This is a genomic window from Shewanella sp. SP2S2-4, assembly GCF_031932025.1.
Taxonomy (GTDB): Bacteria; Pseudomonadota; Gammaproteobacteria; order Enterobacterales; family Shewanellaceae; genus Shewanella; species Shewanella baltica.
This window is the reverse complement of record NZ_JAUOER010000002.1, coordinates 264,695-285,426: the sequence shown is the minus strand read 5'-3', so window position 1 is coordinate 285,426 and position 20,732 is coordinate 264,695. Positions and strand designations below refer to the sequence as shown.

Here is a 20,732-nt window from a genome sequence, read left to right as displayed (position 1 = left end):
TGGGTTTATTAATGATTAGATCGCTGTTTTTATTGAAATATTAATTCAAGTGTAGCAGAGTTCGTCACAAGTAAAGTGAATTTTTCTATTGAGAGTTTAGCGCTAGTTAAGGTTAACTTCTTGGTTTGATTATTTAAAAATAATCTCAACCGTATCGTAAAAAGGATTAAAAATGAAATCAGTCGTGTTGGGTGAAAAGCGTATCGTACCGACAAAAATTGTCTGCATTGGACGTAATTATGTCGACCATATCCATGAGTTGGGCAATGACATACCCGACGACATGGTGGTGTTTTTAAAGCCCAATTCGGCGATGTCGACTGTGCTACTTTCTGAGCATCAAGGCGAAGCCTTGCACTATGAAACCGAGCTGTGTTTTATGTTTCAAGATGGCCGTTTTAGCAGCGTTGCCATTGGCTTAGATCTCACTAAACGTGATTTACAAAGCAAGTTAAAAGCCAAGGGATTGCCTTGGGAGCGGGCAAAGGCCTTCGATGGGGCCGCATTATTTAGCCCCTTTGTGGCGATTGATGATGCCGAGGCGCCGCTGCATTTTACTTTGAGTATCAACGATAACTTGGTGCAAGAGGGACATATCGATTTAATGATCTACAAACCTCAGACTATTTTATCTGAGCTACAAGCCTTTATCAGTCTCGATGACGGCGATATTGTGATGACAGGCACGCCCAAGGGCGTGGGAAGTATTCCCGCTAAAAGTGTATTCAACGTCACCCTGAGCAGGGGTCTGCAAGCGAGTGCTGAGCCCTTACTCGAATGGCAATGGTTAAGTGTTTAGTGATAAATCGCTGAGTAGCTCGCATGATTGAACCTGATGACGTAAAAAAGACTGCTGTATTGCAGGTGTCAATTTGCCAGCCTCTGCAACAATTTTTGCTTGCGTTAGGGGCGAGTCAAGCTGCTGTTGAACGTTACTTACCACAGTTTAAAGCGTTGAACGTGCCGGCGGGAGAGGTGCTTCTTGGCCAAGGAAATGAGCAGTCACAGGCATATTTTGTTGTGGATGGTATAGTGCGCGCTTGCCATTATACTCAGGAGGGCACAGAGCGCTGTAAGGAGTTTTATTTCGAGGGTGAATTGTGTTTTTTGTATGTCAGTTGGCTGAAGCAAATTCCTGCTCGTTACCAATTAGAAGCTTTAAGCGCCTGTAAACTTATCCAAATGCCGTTATCCGTGTTGGATGATACTTCGCTGCAGCCTGTGCAACTAGGGTTACTTAAACAGCAATTATTGTATAAAGAACAAAAGGAAGCCTTTTTACTGCTGCACACACCTGAGCAACGTTATCTGTATTTACGCGAACATTCACCATTTTGGCTTGAGCGGTTAAGCCAAGGTCAGCTAGCTAATTATATTGGTATTACGGCAATCAGTTTGTCGCGTATGCGTCGACGACTTCAAGACTCTTTTTAACGTTTTTTGCCCCCAGTTAACTTAGGTTAATGCGCTAAAGCGCGATTTCCATGATGCTGCGCCTTAAGTTGCGCTCTCAAGTCTGTAAGGCTTGCAATCTGAGTGCGCATTATTGCTTAAAGCTAAGGGGCTTAATAAGTTGACTGCGTTTACTTTGTCTCAAATTTTGGTGGCGATAGCCATTATCTTCGATCTGATTTCGTTTCAATTTAAGGCGCGGGAGCGGATTGTCGCCTGCCTTTTTGTATCGGGTATTCTGATTTCTATTCATTTTTGTCTGTTGCAGCAATGGACTGCAGCAGGCTTAATGGGCATAGCCACAGTGCGTTATCTCACCAGCATGTTTACGACGTCAAAGGTGGCCATATGGTGTTTTTCTAGCGCAGCAGTGGCAATGAGTATCGTGACCTTCAATGGCATAACGACGGTGATCAGTTGTCTCGGCACACTGTTTCAAACCCGCGCCGCATTCTGCCAAAGGGATAAAGATCTTAGATTACTGATGATAGTCGGAACCAGTTTTTGGCTCGTTCACAATGCCTTAGTGGGATCGCCTGTGGCAGTGTTAATGGAGGTACTCTTTATTGGCAGTAATTTGGTGGGCTATTATCGACACTATTTTCGTGGGCAGCTTAAGCAACTGCCGTGATCAGTTTAAATAATCTCATTGATAATTAGAGAGATATTTACTTTATAACGGTGAATTACAGTGACTATTGTAATCGTCGCTTGGCCGTCGATGTGAAGCTAATGCCAGTGTGGGTTGGCTCTGGAATGATTAGAGTCCCGCGACGGCTTCCATATCGAGTTCAATATCTGTGCAGCCTTTAGCACAGTAAATTCCTGCGGCTTGTTCGACTTTTGCCAGCTCTGGCAATATCACTTTAAGTGTCTGTTTACAGCGAGGACATTGCACTGGCTTACCTTTAAATACCCGTTTAATGAGATTTTTCTGTTCATTAAACGAGGTCGCAGTGGTTTGATTTAACACGGCAAAGGGGCTAGTAGACGCTGTTGTCATCGGCAGGTGGATCCTTAGGTTAGGCAAAATATAATTGTGAACTTTCACTGAGAAAGCGCATTGCACTGGTACAGTGTGCTCGCGAATACTGAGATTATAGCCTGAGTTGCGCTGTTATTGAAAAGCCTCAATTTAAGAGCGTTAAGCCCATGCTTAATCCATCGACCAGCGGCATTAATCGTCAATTAACGCATCGGCCATCACATGTGATGGCCGATATTGTGCGATGAACGATTAGAGGGAGCTTTGCCAAGTCGATGGGCGAGAATAACGCGTGCCATCTTTGACTCTGGCGCGGATGTGTTTGACATCATTAAGCTTGAAAGCTTGGCGGTAGCTTAGCCAAGGTCCTGAGTCGAGTTGGTATTCCAGCTCGGCATTGGGATACAGGCTATTGAGCACTAACAGCTGATTTTCAATACGTATTCCAGGTGGCGCTATGCGGTAGAAAACTCCCGCTTTTGCTAACTTAGGCTGCACTTTATTGGCGTAAACCGCGGCGAAGGTTTGCCAATCCTGTTTGAGGACTTGCTCGGCTTGGCCATTGAGTTGGCTGGCAAAATGTTGAGTCTGTTGGCTATAGATTTTACCTTGATAATCATAGGCTAATTCCCACGGTGCCTTGTGCCATGCCCGTTCTGCAAGGGCTATCATGCGCGGGAATAGCATGTATTCTGCTTGCTCATCCGATTGCACCATTTCGCTCCAAAGATGCCCCTGCAAGCCGTAAAATCTGTGTCCCGGTTTGAGCTGGCTGTGGCTGTCGTCCGCGATAAATGGCTGATTTAAACTATTGCGCCAGCGCTCGGCATGGGCGGGCAGGTTGTCGGGCATAAAGCTAAACACCTTAAAGCTGTCTATTGCCCTTGCAGCCCAATGATTACCGCGCTCATCTGGATGGCTAACATAGGGGAAATCAAAATAGGTGACTTCCGGCGTTGAAATCACCACCTTCCAGCCTAAATTGGCTTGCTTATGGGCGATTTGATGACCGTTATCCGAAATCAGCGACCAAGCATTAGATTGCACTTGGGCGGGCATGTTTTCGGGGCGAACTTCACCCATGCCATCATTCCAACCTGCGGCAATAATCCCTTTATCCGCCAACATGTTAGCGACGCGCTCGATAAAGTAACCATTGAGCGAATGCAGTCTGGTTAACTCATCGGCTTTTTGTTGCTGCATTGCGATACACGCTGGAGAGTCGACCCAAGCGCCCGCGGTTTCATCGGCACCTATGTGGTAATGCACTAAGGGAACGCCTACGGCTTGGTGCATTTTTTTGACTTCATCAATCACAGTATCGATAAAGTGATAGGTGCTCGGCAGACACACATTGAGTGTGTTGTCGTGGTAATACTGAATCGACGAATATTGGGTTTTATCTGCAAATTCAGTCAGTAAAAACTCCTCCGCCTTAGCTTTATCTCCTTTTGCTAGGTAATGGTGATAACGCGCCTCCATGGATTTTATCGCGGCGCGGGAATGCCCAGGCATGTCCAGTGAAGGGATCACTTCGATATGGTGAGCATCAGCCAGTTGTAATATTTCTTGGTATTGCGCCACGGTTAAGTAGCCATCGACGGGATTAGCATCAGCAATTCCGCTGCCTAGTTGTGGCAATAAACAGGTTTGCTCGGTTAAATCGAAACAGCGTTTTGCGCCCACATCAGTTAGTTCAGGTAAGCCGGGTATGGCTAAACGCCAGCCTTCATCGTCGGCTAAGTGCAAATGCAGCTTATTGATTTTATAGGCGGCGAGCTGTGGAATGATGCGTTTAATAAAATCTAGCGAGTGGAAGTTACGGGCTAAATCGATGTGTAGGCCGCGAAAGGCGTAGCGAGGCTGGTCTTGGATCTCGATGGCGACCAGTTGATCGTCACTTAAACTGATCAACCCTGCGAGGCTTTGTAGACCGTAGAAGAGTCCCGCTTCACTGCCCGCTCGAATACTGATTTGCTCAGCCGTTATGGTTAACCGATAGGCTTCGTTACTTTTAATTTCACTATCATGGGCTTCAGTGCTGGCGACTTTAGGAGCTTGGGCATCGAGCTGTAATAACAGCGGCGTGCCTTTGTTCTTGGCCGAAAAGCCTAAAGAATCGAGGTAATCCAACGCCGCCTGTCGTCCCTTAAAATCTACAGTCGCAGCCGTGAGGCGATAACCTCTGGCAAGGGATAAAGGCGCCGAGTCTAGGCTTTTACTGTGAAGTGGCGTGGGGATAAGTTTGCCGCTAATGTCAGGTGCTTTGTCTGCGGCTAAGGCTTGATATTCCTCGGCTAAATACTGGCCATCGGCAAAGGGGGTTGCATCGTTTTTTGCCAGTAAGAATTGTTTTTCGGTATTAAAAGGTGCGAGGTAGGCTTGCTCGGGCAACCCCGTTTCTTTATTGCGCTGGGTTTGAGTGCTCTTTATAGGCTGCGCTTTATCACCCATAGCGACAAAGAAGTTTGGCATAAACTCGGAACGGGTGATTTGGCTACCTTGGCTATAAAACTCAATACGATAAACCTGATCGGCGACGAAGCCCTTAAAGCTGGCTTTAGGAGTGATTTTGTGTAAATCGCCATTGATATGCTCAATGCTAAAGTCACCCGCATCGACGAAATAAACGGGCGATAACTGGCTGAAATAAATTTGCCAGTCGCCGTGATTTAACTCTTCATTAGATAACTGAGTGGGCAATGTCAGCTCAATGGCGGAGCGATAGCACTGGATTTCTTTAGCGGGACAGGTTTCAAGATAACTGGCGGTTAACTGATAATTTAATTGGAGCTTATCGGCCAATTGATTCAGGGCGACATGATTTGCCTCCTGCACGGCGTTGGCGGCCTGTACTGATGGCATCGCAAGTATTGAAAGTACTGGCGCCACGGGAAGCACGGCCATTACGCCGCTGATTAAGGCCGTCTTAATCCTCTGCCACTTTATTTTCCCTTTCGTTAGTCCTTTCACTTAGCTAAGTCCTTTTGTTGTAAAAACCATTGCGCCGCGCCAATCAATTGCTGGAGCATTGTGATGTTAGTTAAAATCGCTTGATTTCTGTTGTTGTAAAAACCACTGCGCCGCGCCAATGAGTGCCGCATTGTGATGTTGGCTGGCTGAAATCGTCAAGTCCGCCAGTTGGGGGCCATAGACTAAGCTTTGCAATTTCTGTTTAAGCGCTTCAATAAAAAAGGGAAAGCTTTGGCTGACTGAGCCGCCAAGGACGATATCTTTGGGATCGTATACCAGTAAGGTTTGGGCGATCATGTGCGCCAAGTGTTCACCAAAATGTGCGAAGGCTTGCAGCGCTTGGCTGTCACCTTCACAGGCTTTTTGGTACAAATGCTCGCCACTCATGTGGTGATGAGTGGTGAAGTATTGCCCCGAGCAATAGTGCTCAATTATGCCATCGCGATAACTCAAACTGCCGATTTCACCTGCGGCGCAATGTTTACCCGAATACAACTGACCATTAAAAATCACCCCAGCGCCCACGCCTGTGCCTAAGGTAATCCCGAGCATGTCTTGATTGCGATTGAGCACAGCTTCGCCAAGGGCAAAGAGGTTAGCGTCGTTATTCACAACCACATCCATTTCAAAGGTATTTTTAAGTTGCTGGGCTAACTGCGTTGCCGTCAACGCAGGGATATTGAGCACTTCGAGTAAAGTGCCGCTGTGCATATCCACCATGCCGGGTATCCCGATGGAAATACCATAGGTTTCAGGCGTGAGATGGCTGTGGATACAGGTCACGAGGAAATCGAATAACTGTTCGAAATTGCCATCGGCGGGAACGGGATACCGCCAAGTGTCGAGTAAGGTTTTACCTTCCACCTGTGCCAACATCAGTTTAGTTCCCCCAAGGTCTAAACATAGGACGCTCATAATAGCTTGTTGCCTCTCGTGTTGGTTGTCGCCATCGGCTCGTTATTCTTTGATGCCGCTTTTGTTGAAAATAGGGTGGTGTTTTTAATCAAGGGGCGAGCCGTTAGCGCGACATAACCTATGTAAGCCATAGGGATTAACAGCACTAACATCCCGAACCGTAACTCGCCGGACAGCTCACTGATAACACCAATGATCGGCGAGATAAACGCGCCGCCGATAATGCCAGTACAGAGAATGCCGGCGAATGATCCATGATCTTGGGCGCGAGAATTGAGCGCCAGCGAGAAGATCACCGACCACATGATAGAAATGAAAAAGCCAACCAATGGGAAACAAATTAATGCTAGTTGGCTCGGTCCCCAAATCGCCACCAGAAAACAAACCAGTGAACTAAGGGAAAAACTGAGCAGCAAGATCTGACTGTCGATAAGCTTAAGTAGCAGCAAACCGAGTAGGCAGCCGAGCGTCATGTAAAACCAAAAATCGCTAACCACATTGGCGCCGACACTTAAGGTATCAAGACCATGATATTGCGACAAAAAGACTGAGATACTGTTAGCAAGCCCTTGCTCAAGTGCAACGTAGGCGGCGATAGCGAAGAAGAATTTCAAAACGGTTTTATCTTTGAAAAGGCGTAAATGGGTCTCCAGTGCACCCGCCGACTCATCTGCCAATTTATCCACTTTGGGCATCTTCACTAGGCTGGCAAAGAGCACCATGGCGAGTGCGACCACGGCAAATAACCAGTACATGGCGAGCCAACTCATGTTCTCTGGCAATAGCTGTTGCACATAGTTGGCTGATGCTGCACTGGCTTGATCTAAGGCGACAAAATGCTGGTACACCAGCGGCGCTAAGGTTGCGGCGCCGCCAAAGGCGAGTTGGGCCAGTACGGAGAAAAAGGCAAAGTGCTCAGGCCCCGCGGCTTGGCGCAGTAAGGGATTCACTGCCACCTGTAATAAGCTCATGCCAGTGCCAATACAAAACAGGCTAAACATGGCGATGCTAAAGGTAGGGAGACACACAAAAGTGACGGCGCCGATAAACGCCAGGCTAAAGGCTAAGATGATCACCCGTTTTTCACCGTACTTGTCCACCAAAATTCCCGCTGGAATCGATGTCACCCCGTAGGCGATAAAAAACGCAAAGGGAAATAACCCCGCCAACGTCAGGCCGATAGCATAACTGTCAATTAACGCAGGGAAAATCGGCCCCATACTGTTGGTCATCAAGGAAATCACAAAGAAAGTGCAGAGGACAAACAGAATGATGAGTTTGTGTTTCATGTGCTTAGCCAATTGAATTAAGTGAAATTCATTGTGGACTGACGCTCGCTATGGCGGTGATACGAATGGTGCCTCTGTCGATACTTTTCTCACATATGCAAATCCTGTTCGCGCAGATTTGGCTGATTTACATCAGGTGCAGTTAATACGGGCTGAAGATACTTATAGATACTGGCGATAGATACTGTTGATAGATACGAGTTGCAGATAGCTGCTGCGGATAGGCATAGGTAAAACCGTGTTTTAGTATCTGCTGATAAAGTGTTTACTTGTAAAATAATTACCTTTAATTAACATTGGATAGAATAGTATCGGAGTGGCGGAGTTGAGTATCACTGTAGGGCTGACTTGCTATAGACAATAGTGCGCGAGGCACAGCGATTTCGCCGAGCTGATAGGTCATGGCTGGCATTTAAAAATAAGGCCTAAGTAATTGAATAATTTAACAGGATGGAATAACGGCTAGCTTGAGTGAATGGCGTTGATCTGTAAGAGTTGATTGAAGCTAAGGTAAAGGAATGAGTAACTGGAGTTTAATGGATGAAACCTCTGTGTGAAAAAGTGATCCCCGATGAAAACAGCTCTTGGCGTTACTTTCGTTATGAATGGGACCACATGGATCTCAACTGGCATTATCACCCCGAGTTCGAAATCTGCTTAACCCTCAACAGTTATGGAATGCGTTATGTGGGCGATCATATTGCCCGCTATGGCGATTATGATTTAGTGATCATCGGCCCAGACATGCCCCACGGCTGGCAATCCGAGGCTAACCTTGATATTTCACCTGACGAGGCTTCAAAGAACGATTGTTTGAAAGGCGGCGCTTCAACTGCGGTCGGTTTGAAAGAGCCCAGTTTGAAGGGATCCGCTTCGAAAAATCGAGTGAAGGAAGTCGTGTATGTGGCACAAATTCCCGCAGCCTGGCTACACCAAATTGTGAATGAGCAGCGCGAGTTAGCATCCTTGCATTCTCTTTTGACCCATGCCAAACGGGGCGTGTTGTTTAGTGAGGAAACGGCGCGCAAGGCGCATAGCGTGTTTATCGCGATGGAGACGGCCAATCCCTTTAAACGCTATATTTTGTTATTGGAATTATTAGCGTTATTACAACAGGATAGTCAGCAAGAACTCTTGTCCAGTACCTTGTTCACCCACGGCAGTAAGCTCGACTTTACCGTGAAAAAGCTCGATAAAGTGATTGAGCATATTTATGACAATTACACTCAGGCCTTGTCGGCACAGGACTTGGCAAAGTTGGCGCACATGAGCACCAATCATTTCCATCGCTTCTTTAAAAAACGCACCGAGAAAACCTTAACTGAGTTTATCAATCAACTCAGGATCGCTAAGGCGTGCAAGTTATTACTCTCGAACCAGAGCCCGATTTCAACCATCAGCGATCAGTGTGGTTTCAATAATTTATCTAATTTCAATCGACGCTTTATTCAATTTAAAGGCGTCACGCCGAGTCGCTTTCGTCAGCGCTTTAGCAGTAAACAAAGAGCGATTTAACCCTTTACTATCACGAATACTTAGGCTGAAAATACTGCTCCACTAAGGTCTGGCAGTAGCTTATCGCCTGCGCCGTGATCTCCGTTGAAATCGGCTCAAATGGGCGCTTCAGTTTGGGGTCGCGGTAATCCATTCCCGCTAACAGTGCATACCAAGAGGGGCGAAAGTAGGCGAGTTGCTGGTCGTATTGGTAAAGCAGCAGATCAAAGTCTTCCCCTTGATACCAAGCTTGCAACAGTTGCGTCAGCCTTTGGGAAATCGCGACTTTTCTCGCTGCCACCCAATAAGCTTCGCTGCGCTGACTGGTGACATAATGGGCCTGAATGTAATCCTTTATGCCGAGCACTAACTGCATTACTGCTTGATTTAATGTTTGTCGACTTAAGGTTTCTGCCTGCTTATTTAACTGATAACGCTCGAATAATGACATAAATCTTTCAAGGGTGAACTGAGTCATCATGATGGACGTGGCTTCGAGTGGCTCGATAAAACTTTGTGCAAGCCCTATCGCCAGTACATTGTTGTGCCAAGCCTTGTCACTGACGCCGACCCGCATTTTAAGAAACCGAACTTGGGTCGACTCGGGTAAATTTATACTGTGCAACAATTCCTTGGCCGCGGCATTGGCACTGAGGTGGCGACTGCTATAAACATAGCCATTGCCAAGCCTGTGGGTGAGGGGGATTTGCCATAGCCAGCCCGCACTGAGCGCCGTGGCGCGGGTATGGTACTTGGCCTGCTGCGTTTGAGTGGAGTCCATTAATGCAGGTACAGGTACAGTGACGGCGCTGTCGTTGAGTAACTCATCGGCGAAGGATTGAAAGGGCACGCCTAGGGCTTTATGAATTAACTTAGCGCTAAAGCCGCTGGCATCGATGAAAAAGTCGGCGCTCAGTCGTTCACCATTTGCTAGGATCAGCGTCTCAATCTGCTGGTGTTGGGTGGTTGACACCTCAACCACATCAGCAATGATCTGCCTTACGCCGCGCTTACAGGCATAATCTTTTAAGTAGTTGGCAAGTTCAGTCGCATCGAAGTGATAGCCGTATTCGTTGGTGCAGGGCAGTGCTTTATTCGGCCTTGGGCTGAGATTGTGTTTGGCCAATACACCGCTGGAGAAAAATGCATCGGGTCTAACGGCATTGCCATGCCCTCGGCGTCTTGCATTGGCGTTGATAAAAAAGACTTCGGCGGGTTTTACATCCATTTGAAAATAGAAAGGGTGGAAATATTGCTGCCCGTCACCATTCCAATTGATAAAGTCGATGCCGGTTTTATAGCTGGCGTGGCATTGCTCCATCCAATCTTTTTCGCTAATGCCTAAGTTGTCCATAAAGCGTTTTAAGTGTGGCGTCGAGCCTTCGCCAACACCGATAGTGCCTATGTTGTCCGATTCCACTAAACAGAGTTCAATGGCGGCAAATACGGGGTTATTCGCGAGGGCGGCCGCGGCCATCCAGCCTGCGGTGCCGCCACCTAAGATAATGATTTTTCTGATTGCTTGTTTCACTTTCATGGCTTATCCCCGCTGCATTATCAACGCAAAAAGCCGACCCTAAGGTCGGCTATGGTGTGACTCAAGTTTAAAATTTGTAGCTGGCACCGACGAAATAACGTGAACCAAATTCGATGGTATTTTGCGTCAATCCATATTTAACATCATAGGATTGCACCACTTCATTGGTTAAGTTAACCCCTTCGAGTGAAACATCTAAGTTCTCCATCGCATGCCAAATAATCGAGGCATCGACTTGTTGATAGCTGTCGTTTAACACGTTTTGAATGTTACCCACGCCTAAGTATTCTGAACGCCAGTTATAGGCGATACGGGCGCTGAATAGATCATCTTCGTAGAAGAGTGAGCCGTTGAAGGAGTTTTCAGATACGCCTTCAATCATCTGTTCAGTGCCATCGGGGCGAGTGCTTTTACTGTCAACATAGGTGTAGTTGGTCAAGAAGCCAAAACCACTTTCAAAGTTATGCTGCAGCTGGATTTCAAGCCCAGTCACTGAGCCGCTACCGCCGTTGGCAGGGGCTGTAACTCGGCATTTATCCCACTCGGATTCTGACGCGCCGCAACCTTCGATATATTGCGTCGACTCAGTGACAAACACTACGTTATCAATATCTTTGTAGAACAAAGCCGCCGACAACATAGAAGATTCAGTGAAGTACCATTCGATGCCAAGGTCGGCTTGATTCGCCTTATAGGGGTTCAAATTTGGATTACCGCCGGTCGCAGTACCAAAGTTTTTCGCTATGGCTAAACCTGGTTTGAGGTCGCTGTAGTTGTTACGCGCCATCACGGAAGAGGCCGAAGCACGTAGGATTAAATCTTCTTGCAGATCAAAGGCGACGTTGATACTCGGTAGCCAATTATCGTAATTGACGGATTCATTGTAGGGCTTGCCATCGGCAAAACCAGTTGAGGTTTGGTCAGTGTTAACGTAACGCACGCCAAAGTTACCACGGTAGAATTCGCCGCTGAAATCCGCTTGGGCATACAGGGCCAACATATCCTCTTCGACAGTGAAGGTGTTACCGAGATCGGCGACTTCCACTAACTCGCCATTGGCGTATTTCTCGCTGATAAAGGCCCACCATTTGTCTTCATCTAACTTGGCATAGGAGTCGAGCACATTGCCGCCGCTCTGGGAATGTAGCCCAGACAGCACGCCATCGCTCCAGTTAGCGAGGTTGCCATTGGGCACGAAACCTAGGATTTCTGCGGGGTTGCGGTTGAAGGCATTACGCTCGAAATCACTGGTGTTGTACTTAATCCCGACCGCAATTTTGTTAATAAAATCATGGTCGAGTTGATATTCGAAATCGGTCTGTGCGTAGGTCACTTTATGATCTTGCACTGTGGTTTCGTAGTTGGCTTCCTGTGCATGCTTGAACTGGCTGGCATCGTTTGCATCTAAACTGGTCAGCACCACTTGGTAGGGACCCGTGGCGTCGTAACTAAAGCCGCCATCGACACTGCCTTGACCATTAGGGAAGGCGGGGTCGCCAATTTTACCGCCTTGATCTGTCGCTGGGATCCACCAAGAAGATGAACCGCCTTGGGTGCCGCCATCTGAGGTCGATTGGCCAATGACGCCGCTCACCGTAAAACTGTCCCCGACGTATTTTCCGGTCAAGTTGAGTACGTCAGATTTCATATTGACCGCGTGGCGCACCACAGGGTTATAAATAATCGACGCATACGCTGGCAGAATCGTTGCCGATGCCGTGCCGCCTTGGGCATTGTTCACTACGTTGGTGGAGCCTGAACCGCGCGCGCCAACGGTTAAGAAGTTGTGGTTTACGTGGGGGATATCGAGTTCAAAATTAAAGTAATCTAAGGTAAATTCTGTTTTTTCTGTCGGTGCAAATTGCAGTGTGACTTGGGCACTGGTCCGTTCACGTTCAGCCCTAAATGCCTGCGAGCCAATGCCCCATGCACCTACGGTAGATTCTTGATTTTGCGCGGGATCGGCAGCGAAGTATTCATAATAACCGCTGAGTGATTCCAGCACTTGGCGGCCACTGGTAATTTTTTCTACTGAATAGGCGCCTAAAATGCCAAACTTTTCGTCGTCATTTTTCCAGCTTCCGAGGAAAGAACCACTGGGGTCCGTTTCATCGTAAAGACTGCTTTGGCTCAGCTCGCCAGCCACTTGATAGGTGTGGGCATCGAGATCTAAGGGCTTGCGGGTTTTGAGATCAACAGTACCGCCCAGCGCACCTTCTTCAAGTCTCGCGGTCGGGGTTTTGTGCACTTCAACCGCACTCACTTGCTCTGCCGACAACAATTCCATATTGAAGGTCCGCGTGGCGGGACCCAAGTCATACCAAGAAGTGCTGGCAACGGTTTGACCGTTCAGCAAAATACGACTCTGTTCAGGCGCTGTACCACGAATGGTGACCCCGCTCACTTCACCGTATTGTCTATCGACCGTCACCCCAGAAATGCGCTGCAGCGCATCACCAATGTTTTTATCGGGAAACTTACCGATATCTTCCGAGGTGATAGCATCGACCGTGGAGTCGGCGAAGCGTTTGGTATTCATTGAGGCTTCAATCGAGCGACGTATGCCGCGTACTTGGATTACCTCAATATTTTCTGCAGTTGCCTCTTGTTGCTCCGCCGCGACTGCGGTTGAGCTCATCCCGAACAAGGCGTTAGCGATACATAATGCGAGCAAAGAGCTCTTAAATAGTTGACCTTCTGACATGTTATTGCATCCCTGTAGTGCTTTTATGTTGTTTTTTTCTCCAGTTAACTTACCTGTTATCGAATTGTTGATGCGGTACTTTTCACACTAGGATTGGTATTTTTCTATTGTGTTTAACGCGAGGGCGGCGGTGATTTCAACTTGAGTGGTGATGGGAGATTTATCAACTTAGCGTAGAAAAGTATGGCTTGTTGCTAGGATGGTATAACTAACGCTGGCTAGATTACTCACTATAGATAAGCCGAGCGAATGAGTGCGAGACTGTGTGCGAATTGAGATGCATGGGCGTTAACTCATTGCTTTTTAATCATTAGCCTCAAACATTATCTATAGGATGAGATCATGAAACTGAAATCGATAGCCGCCGCAGTTGGACTCTGTTTAGCGAGCGTAAGTCCTGCCCACGCCAGCGATAAAACCATTTACCTCACCTTTGATGATGGTCCAATTGACGCGACTTTAGGGGTATTGGATGCGCTAAAGGATGCCAATATAAAGGCGACGTTCTTTATCAATGCTTTTCATATGTATGGCGAAGGGGATGAAAACGAAGCGTTGGCGGCTGTCGCCCTACAACGTTTGCTAGACGATGGTCATATTCTGGCAAACCACAGTTACGATCATATGCTGCATAACTGCACCGATGGTGTGCAGTCGGGGGCGGTTTATTGCAATCAAGTGGGCCTCTGGCCAGTTAAATCCTATCAAGATGCGGCTACCGACTTTACCTACTTTGTGACGAACACAGCAAAAGTGGTTGAACTTATCCCTAATGCCGCCAGTTATCCCAACAACAAGATGACTAAGTTGGCGCGTTTGCCCTATACCAATGGCTGGCGAGTGAGCAGTAAACTCCAAGGCGACGGCTTGTGTGCCACCTCTGATACTGTGCCGCCTTGGGACCCCGCTTTTGCTTGTACCGCTGAAACCTCTACCAACAGCTCGCAAGTTGCGGTGCAAATTCAAAACATGCTCGCCGAGAGTGACTATAAAATATTTGGTTGGGACTTTGATTGGGGGCCAGAGGATTGGGGCGTGGCTTTTCCAGCCGAATCTATGGCCGATGGGGTTGAGCTGGTGGATAAAATCAATCAAGTGATCAACACCTGTGCGGGCACCACAATGAACCCTCTTAACAGTCGCACGCAGAACTTAGACTGTAGCGATGGTTTGCACGACGGTAAAGTGGTGATCTTGACCCACGACTTCCTGTTTGAGAATGCTCACCGTGGTCAAGGTGCGACCATCAACTTGCCTAAAATTAAACGCTTTGTGGAAGAGGCGCAGCGCCAAGGATACCGTTTCGACACGCTAGATAACTATGCCCCCGCTTGGCAGGATCAGCATGATTATCAGCAGCCTGATTTTGTCTCGTATCAAGATAAAATCTATTCCTTAGTACAAGCCCATTTCTCCCAAAGTAATTGGCAACCGAACCAAACCCCAGCCTTGTGGAAAAACGAGAAGTAGCTAAGTCTTGGGCTGAGTATTTACTCGGCCCATTATATTGGCCGAGTAAAGGGTATGTTGCTGAACTTAGCCTGACAAAACTCAAAATAGCGTCACTTTTTTACACTTTACCCACTCCGCTTTAACTCAGTATCTGTAATACTGCTCCGACATTGATTTGAAGTTGATCAGTGTTAGAAAAGCAGCGCACAAAGCGCGCGATTGGGGAGAGAAAATGAGTACGTTTGTAAAGTTAACCCTAGCGGGCACCTTAGTGATATTCGCCATACTTGCCGCGGGTATTTACCGTTTCAACATGACCAATGATGATATTTATATGGTGATGGAAGATGGTAAGGTCATGCAATACGACGAGGCTATGGCACAGGAAAAAGCGCAGGCACAGGCCAATGAGGTCGAAGTGGTGACACCGCTTGAGGTTAAGCCGGTGGCGAATGCGTCGGAAGTGATGCTTAAACTCTTTAGCTTAAATACCGCTAACCCGTTTGAAATTACCCTACCAGAGGGCGGTAAATCGGTTGCCTTGACCCATTTTATTAAGATCAAGCAAACGGAATTTGCGATGGGCGATTATCAAGATGGCGAGGTAAAAGGCCGAGTATTACTGGATTATTTGCGCATTACGCCGTTAAATTTCGATCCCGCTTTAGAGCCTGATACCCAGAGTAACGCGCCAATTCAAGATGATCCTAAAATGCAGACTATGCCCTTTGTGGCACCGTTTATTGTGACGACTCAAGGTTCGGGGGCATTTTGGTATCTTGGCTTGTTTAGCCTCGATTTTGAACACAATAATTTGAAGCATTTAGGCAGCGTCGTGCTAGGCGATCGCATTGAGGTGGACAGTATTGAACCTGTTTATCCCTTCGAAGCTCCATTCAAAATTGCCGTGACTTATCGCGATAGAGCGCCTGACCAACCTATGTCTGAAAGCCCTGAAATCGTCAAAACCTTAGAGGTGACAGTCAGTGAAACTGGCATCACTAACATAACTCAGTAGTGAGTAGTCGTGCGCAACGGGTCGGGAGTAAATGCATTATGGATCTGCGCAGGCTTGTGCTAAGTTATTTTTCGTTCCGTGTGTGATGCTTGCCGCAGCGGCAAGCATTCTCGGGTAGATAGACTTGGCATAAGGTTTTGACAAGGAGAGTGTCATGCAAGTTAGCAAAATCACTGGGAAATTTGATGTTAAGCTCACCCCAGATAGCCCCTATGCGACAGGGGTTGGCGGCGTGACGTTAGGGCGTATGGCCTTAGATAAAACCTTTTATGGTGAGCTTGAGGGCCGCAGTCAAGGTGAAATGCTCAGTGCGATGACGTCAGTCAAAGGCTCGGCTGGCTATGTGGCGATTGAACAAGTGGTTGGCAATGTATGCGGTAAGCAGGGCAGTTTCGTGCTGCAACATTTTGGCATTATGACCGATGGGCAAAACCGTTTGATCTTAGAAGTGGTTCCCCATTCTGGCGCGGGCGAGTTGCAGGGCTTAACGGGCACTATGGCCATCAGTATCGAAAATGGTCAGCATTTTTATGAGTTCCAGTTTGGCTTTGAAGCCAGCGCTGAGCCCACATTTTAGCGCAGCTTTTATTTTCCCACTTCGATTTTTGTTTTCGCAATTTAGTCTTCCTTAGTCGAGATAGAAAACCTAGCTTGATTAAATCTGATAATAGACATAAAAAAACCAGCCTAGGCTGGTTTTTTGTGACGCTTTGTTATGACTCACTTTTATAACCAATTAGATCAAATCGTTGAGTCAAGACTAACTGCTAGCATTAAGACATGTTTTTTACGACTTTGATTTTATCGACAACCTTTTTCACGTCGTCGGTATTCTCAGCAATTTTCAGCGCTAACTGACGTTCGGCATCGCTAGCAACTTCACCTTTTAAGGTGACGATACCATTGGCGACATCCACATTAATCTGGGTGCCAGAAACATCGGTTGAAAACAGTAAACGGGTTTTGACGACTGTGGCAACCTTAGAATCGGTCAACGACGCGACAACGTCACTGGTGCCTTCTTTCTCATTCATTACAGTGAGTTGGTTATCGACATCTTTTACCCCGTCTAAACTTTTGATCAGTTCAGAGGCGAGGGCTTTATCGACACTGCTTTCCACTTTACCTGTTAATGTGACGTTTCCGTCTTTCACATCGGTGATAATGTCAAAGGAATTGAGGTTAGTGTTGAGCAGTAAAGTGGTTTCAGCTTTACCATCGATCCACGCATCCTTTGCCCCGTCCTTCCAATCTTGAGCTGCGGCGACATTTAAACTGATTGAACCGACAAGTAAGGTCGCTAGTACTGATGCTGTTGTGGTTTTCATAATCATATCCTCCGTTGTTTTCTCGATGTTAGATATTGCGTGAATCGTGCCAGCTTTATTAAGTCATTGACTTAAATGATTTTAGTTGATGATTTCGATATTTTCATGTCTCAGCGATTTCCCCTAAGTCGGTCTTTTTTACCGACAAAATGTAATTTTTGCTGGTAAGCAAAGCCATCTTTAGAGCATAAAAAAACCGCACGAATAAGTGCGGTTGAGTGTGTAAGGTTTCGCGTATGCAGTAGCAAGCCGTATTAGTACAGAGACATCATATTGATGTGCACTGATGCTAACAGCTACAAGGATTAACTGGGGTTGAGTGAACTCATACCATCGCAACTGATTTGCAACCAAGCGGCACCTTCTGCGAGCTGATTGGCAAGCTGTGGCTGATGTGCTTGCCTTACCGCTTGTTTCATCTGGATTAACACTTGTTGTTCAATGGCGACAAGTGCGGCCATCGCTTGTGCCATATGGCATTGTTGCAGCAATTTGGTCACTTGAGTATAAGTCACTGGTATTGCATGACTTAGACCATGAATAGGCTCACCAGTTAGAGGGCGCAGCTGTTCAAAACGCGTCAACATTCGTTGGTGGATATTCGCTTTGGTCGAAAAAATACGCTTAAGGTTATAGTCTTCGACGTACGTCATTGCCTGATTGTAGAATGTTAGCCCTTCTTGATTGAGCTTTATTATTTCATCAATCAAACTGATATCGGCGCGGATATCAGTCTGATGTTGCACAACATTAGACTTCATGAATGCCTCCAAATGCCAGTGTTCGGCACAGTCCTGTTTAACGGTTTGGCTTAACTAATTGCGTTTCGTTCAGCTACCATGCATATTTTGTTCTCATTTCTAATGGTATGTTAACAGGCTGATTTTTAGGCTGATATTCTCGGTTACTTGCGCCATCCTCTTAGAATATCGGCAACTATTACCGTTGCTGTTGTTAAAATTTCACGACTGACATACAGTAGCCCTTCATACACAGGGAGTGGGATAGCATGGCTCGATTGACACTTTTTTATCACCTGCAGGATGTAAACGCCGAGCAAGCTATCATTGAACTCGCCGGCGCAGCCGACTTTAATAAGCTACGCAGTGTCGATGATTTACCTTGGATAGAGCAGCTTGAGGCGAACCACATTGATGTTGCCATCATTGAGCTGTCTAGCCTTAGCCGTGAGGATTATCTTGGGCTGCTGGACAATACGGCCTTGTCTAATATCGAGTTTATATTTCTCTCCGACGGTCAGCCGAACCCCAATCTTGATCAGTTAATGTCGAATTTTGCCTGTTATCATTTTCGTAAACCCTACGATATGACGTTGATCAGTGACATCTTCGCCGATTTTGCCCAGTATTTAGTCTCATCACCAATCCGGCCTCGGCCTTTTTCCAGCGAGCTAGACCAATATGGTTTGCTTGTCGGTTCCTCTGCAGCTATGCACAAGCTGTATCGTACGATACGTCGCGTTTCTGCGACCGACAGTAATGTGCTGATTATTGGTGAGAGTGGCGCAGGGAAAGAGCTCGTTGCCAATACCATACATCTTGCCAGCCCGAGATTGAACGAGCCTTTTATTGCAATTAACTGCGGTGCATTAAGCCCTGAGTTGGTCGATAGTGAGCTGTTTGGTCATGTCAAAGGCGCTTTCACTGGTGCGAATCGCGATCACAAAGGCGTATTTGAGCAGGCAGAAGGTGGAACCTTATTTCTTGATGAAGTCACCGAAATGCCGATTGAGCATCAAGTGAAGTTACTCAGAGTGCTTGAAAATAGCGAATATCGTCCCGTTGGCGGTGCCAAAGTGCAGCATGCCAATGTGCGGATTGTGGCGGCAACTAATCGTGATCCCATAGTGGCGATTGAGGCAGGGCAATTTCGCGAAGATTTGTATTTCCGTTTGGCCCAGTTCCCTATCCGCGTTCCGCCACTAAGGGAACGTGGCGATGATATTCTCGGGCTAGCGCAGCATTTTCTTGCCTATCGTAACGTGGCAGAAAAGCAGAATAAAAGCCTCGCTGACGACAGTGCGCAGATGATCGCTGCGTACCCTTGGTCGGGTAATGTGCGTGAATTAAAGCATGCCATTGAGCGAGCCTATATTCTGGCAGACCAAGAGATTTTACCCAGTCACTTACAACTGCCACAGGCGAGTGAAATGGGGGCATCTTGCGATGACCAAGTCGTTATCCCGCAGGGCATGCGTTTAGATGACTTAGAAAAAATCGCCATTTATCAAGCATTAGAAACGACTCAAGGCAATAAAACCGACACTGCCGAGCAACTGGGGATCAGTGTAAAAACCCTCTACAACAAGCTCAGCAAGTACGAGCAACAAGTCGAAGCGGGTGAGCCGACGGCGGAATAGTGCTGATTATCAAATTAATATTGAAACAGAACCGATTTTTACACTATTTTTTTTGTAAATAATAACTCCTATTCTACAGCCCTTAAACAGAAAAGCGGAGATAGAATATGAAACACTTATTTACTACAGCATTATGGCTTTCTTTGACTGCCAGTAGTTTTGTAAACGCTACCCCAGCGGTAGGAAGTCTTGAAACAGTCGCTGAATTGCCAATACGACCTGGCAATGTCAGCGTCACTGCACAAGGTCGGATTTTTGCCACGGTACATCCACTTGATACGCCGTCAGGTATACAACTGATTGAAGTTAATCGTGAAACCAATGCTTACAAAGCTTGGCCTTCAATGGATTTGCAGAAAGCTTCGACTGCCAATATGACTCAATTTGATACCTTATTAGGGATTGCTCAGGACAAAGCTGGACACCTCTGGACCGCAGATATGGGGTTAGAATTAGGTCAGACGAGGATTTGGGGATTCAACATTAAGGATGGCAGTCTATATAAACAAATTGTCCTACCACAAGCACTCGCGCCCAAAGGCAGCTTTATGCAGGATCTGGTTGTCGATTCACAAAAAGGCTGGATTTATTTAGCCGATATCGCCAACCCAGGCCTCTTAGCAGTGCGTATCGACGATGGTCATACCGTACGTTTTTCAGGTCATAGCTCGCTGCAGGCCGAAGCGGATGCAGTAATGAACATAGATAACAAAACAACATTGTTTAATGGCAAGGTTGCTAGTGTCGCGGTCAATCCCATCAGTTTATCTGCCGATGGAAGTACACTCTATTATGGTGCAATGAATGGCACTCACTGGTATCAGTTATCGACTGCGGCTTTACAAACAGGCAATAATGATAAAATTATCGCGACTGTAAAATTAGTCGGAGCTAAGCCAGTGTCAGATGGCGCTGCAACATCCAAACAAGGTAATCATTACTTCACCAATTTGAACCACAATGCCATATCTATGCTAGATAACAAAGGTACGCTATCAACAGTGGTCAGTTCTCCATTGCTGGATTTTCCCGATAGTGTGCAATTTGGTGAAACGGGCTGGTTATATATTTCAGTGAATCAATTGCATAAAGCAAAAGCCTTTAATGGCGAAGCTGAAACAGCCAAACCACCTTTTCGCATCATGCGACTCTGGACCGGTGAGGATACCGCTGCGGGTCAATAACACCTTAGCTGCAACTGCAAA

Annotated in this window: 17 protein-coding genes; 9 read left to right on the top strand and 8 right to left on the bottom strand. The window is 46.8% G+C overall.

The genetic code is table 11. The features are described 5' to 3' along the window. Positions 1–172 precede the first annotated feature (172 nt). The 3 genes from Q4Q54_RS03060 to Q4Q54_RS03050 all read left to right on the top strand — a co-directional run bounded on the left by Q4Q54_RS03060 (position 173) and on the right by Q4Q54_RS03050 (position 2,083). Positions 173–799: a fumarylacetoacetate hydrolase family protein gene (locus Q4Q54_RS03060; protein WP_311987670.1), complete on the top strand. Its 627-nt coding sequence runs from the start codon at positions 173–175 to the stop codon at positions 797–799. A gap of 23 nt (positions 800–822) precedes the next feature. Further along, complete coding sequence (locus Q4Q54_RS03055) at positions 823–1,434, top strand: Crp/Fnr family transcriptional regulator (RefSeq protein WP_259563934.1); 612 nt, start codon at positions 823–825, stop codon at positions 1,432–1,434. Positions 1,435–1,573: 139 nt separating this feature from the next. Next, positions 1,574–2,083 carry a YgjV family protein gene (locus tag Q4Q54_RS03050; RefSeq protein ID WP_311987669.1) on the top strand — a complete coding sequence of 170 codons (510 nt, stop codon included), beginning with the start codon at positions 1,574–1,576 and terminating at the stop codon, positions 2,081–2,083. 129 nt (positions 2,084–2,212) lie between these two features. Here the strand turns inward: Q4Q54_RS03050 and Q4Q54_RS03045 are convergent, their stop codons facing one another. From Q4Q54_RS03045 to Q4Q54_RS03030, 4 genes are all read right to left on the bottom strand, one after another. Beyond that, positions 2,213–2,455, bottom strand: coding sequence for a hypothetical protein (locus tag Q4Q54_RS03045; RefSeq protein ID WP_311987668.1), 243 nt, complete (start codon positions 2,453–2,455; stop codon positions 2,213–2,215). A gap of 234 nt (positions 2,456–2,689) precedes the next feature. Next, positions 2,690–5,410 (bottom strand): family 20 glycosylhydrolase, encoded by a 2,721-nt coding sequence (locus Q4Q54_RS03040; RefSeq protein ID WP_311987667.1) that lies wholly within the window; start codon positions 5,408–5,410, stop codon positions 2,690–2,692. Between the two features lie 66 nt (positions 5,411–5,476). After that, complete coding sequence (locus Q4Q54_RS03035) at positions 5,477–6,325, bottom strand: ROK family protein (RefSeq protein WP_311987666.1); 849 nt, start codon at positions 6,323–6,325, stop codon at positions 5,477–5,479. Next, positions 6,322–7,614, bottom strand: a complete 1,293-nt coding sequence (locus Q4Q54_RS03030) for an MFS transporter (RefSeq protein WP_311987665.1) — start codon at positions 7,612–7,614, stop codon at positions 6,322–6,324. The genes Q4Q54_RS03035 and Q4Q54_RS03030 overlap by 4 nt, the downstream gene beginning before the upstream one ends. A 540-nt stretch (positions 7,615–8,154) precedes the next feature. Here Q4Q54_RS03030 and Q4Q54_RS03025 point away from each other — a divergent pair. After that, positions 8,155–9,129, top strand: coding sequence for an AraC family transcriptional regulator (locus Q4Q54_RS03025; protein WP_311987664.1), 975 nt, complete (start codon positions 8,155–8,157; stop codon positions 9,127–9,129). Positions 9,130–9,139: 10 nt separating this feature from the next. Here the strand turns inward: Q4Q54_RS03025 and Q4Q54_RS03020 are convergent, their stop codons facing one another. Together Q4Q54_RS03020 and Q4Q54_RS03015 are read right to left on the bottom strand one after the other, a co-directional pair. Further along, complete coding sequence (locus Q4Q54_RS03020; protein ID WP_311987663.1) at positions 9,140–10,645, bottom strand: tryptophan halogenase family protein; 1,506 nt, start codon at positions 10,643–10,645, stop codon at positions 9,140–9,142. Positions 10,646–10,712: 67 nt separating this feature from the next. Beyond that, a complete protein-coding gene (locus Q4Q54_RS03015) occupies positions 10,713–13,349 on the bottom strand; it encodes a TonB-dependent receptor (protein ID WP_311987662.1) in 2,637 nt (878 codons plus the stop codon). Positions 13,350–13,691: 342 nt separating this feature from the next. Between Q4Q54_RS03015 and Q4Q54_RS03010 the strand changes: the two genes are divergently transcribed. The 3 genes from Q4Q54_RS03010 (at position 13,692) to Q4Q54_RS03000 (ending at position 16,396) form a co-directional block, all read left to right on the top strand. Continuing rightward, positions 13,692–14,819 carry a polysaccharide deacetylase family protein gene (locus tag Q4Q54_RS03010; protein WP_311987661.1) on the top strand — a complete coding sequence of 376 codons (1,128 nt, stop codon included), beginning with the start codon at positions 13,692–13,694 and terminating at the stop codon, positions 14,817–14,819. A gap of 214 nt (positions 14,820–15,033) precedes the next feature. Then, a complete protein-coding gene (locus Q4Q54_RS03005) occupies positions 15,034–15,819 on the top strand; it encodes a hypothetical protein (RefSeq protein ID WP_311889280.1) in 786 nt (261 codons plus the stop codon). A 154-nt stretch (positions 15,820–15,973) separates the two neighbouring features. Further along, the gene (locus Q4Q54_RS03000) at positions 15,974–16,396 is read left to right on the top strand and encodes a DUF3224 domain-containing protein (RefSeq protein WP_311889278.1); all 423 of its coding nucleotides are present in this window, start codon (positions 15,974–15,976) and stop codon (positions 16,394–16,396) included. Positions 16,397–16,592: 196 nt separating this feature from the next. On the opposite strand, the gene Q4Q54_RS02995 is transcribed toward Q4Q54_RS03000, so the two are convergent. Together Q4Q54_RS02995 and Q4Q54_RS02990 are read right to left on the bottom strand one after the other, a co-directional pair. After that, entirely contained in the window at positions 16,593–17,147 is a 555-nt protein-coding gene (locus tag Q4Q54_RS02995; RefSeq protein ID WP_006080940.1) for a BON domain-containing protein, read from the bottom strand. Positions 17,148–17,452: 305 nt separating this feature from the next. Continuing rightward, positions 17,453–17,908, bottom strand: coding sequence for a hypothetical protein (locus Q4Q54_RS02990; RefSeq protein ID WP_012088704.1), 456 nt, complete (start codon positions 17,906–17,908; stop codon positions 17,453–17,455). 248 nt (positions 17,909–18,156) lie between these two features. On the opposite strand from Q4Q54_RS02990, the gene Q4Q54_RS02985 reads away from it, so the two are divergent. Continuing rightward, positions 18,157–19,527 carry a sigma-54 dependent transcriptional regulator gene (locus tag Q4Q54_RS02985; RefSeq protein ID WP_311904969.1) on the top strand — a complete coding sequence of 457 codons (1,371 nt, stop codon included), beginning with the start codon at positions 18,157–18,159 and terminating at the stop codon, positions 19,525–19,527. Between the two features lie 107 nt (positions 19,528–19,634). Next, positions 19,635–20,711 (top strand): L-dopachrome tautomerase-related protein, encoded by a 1,077-nt coding sequence (locus Q4Q54_RS02980; protein ID WP_311987660.1) that lies wholly within the window; start codon positions 19,635–19,637, stop codon positions 20,709–20,711. The last annotated feature ends 21 nt before the right edge of the window (positions 20,712–20,732 follow it).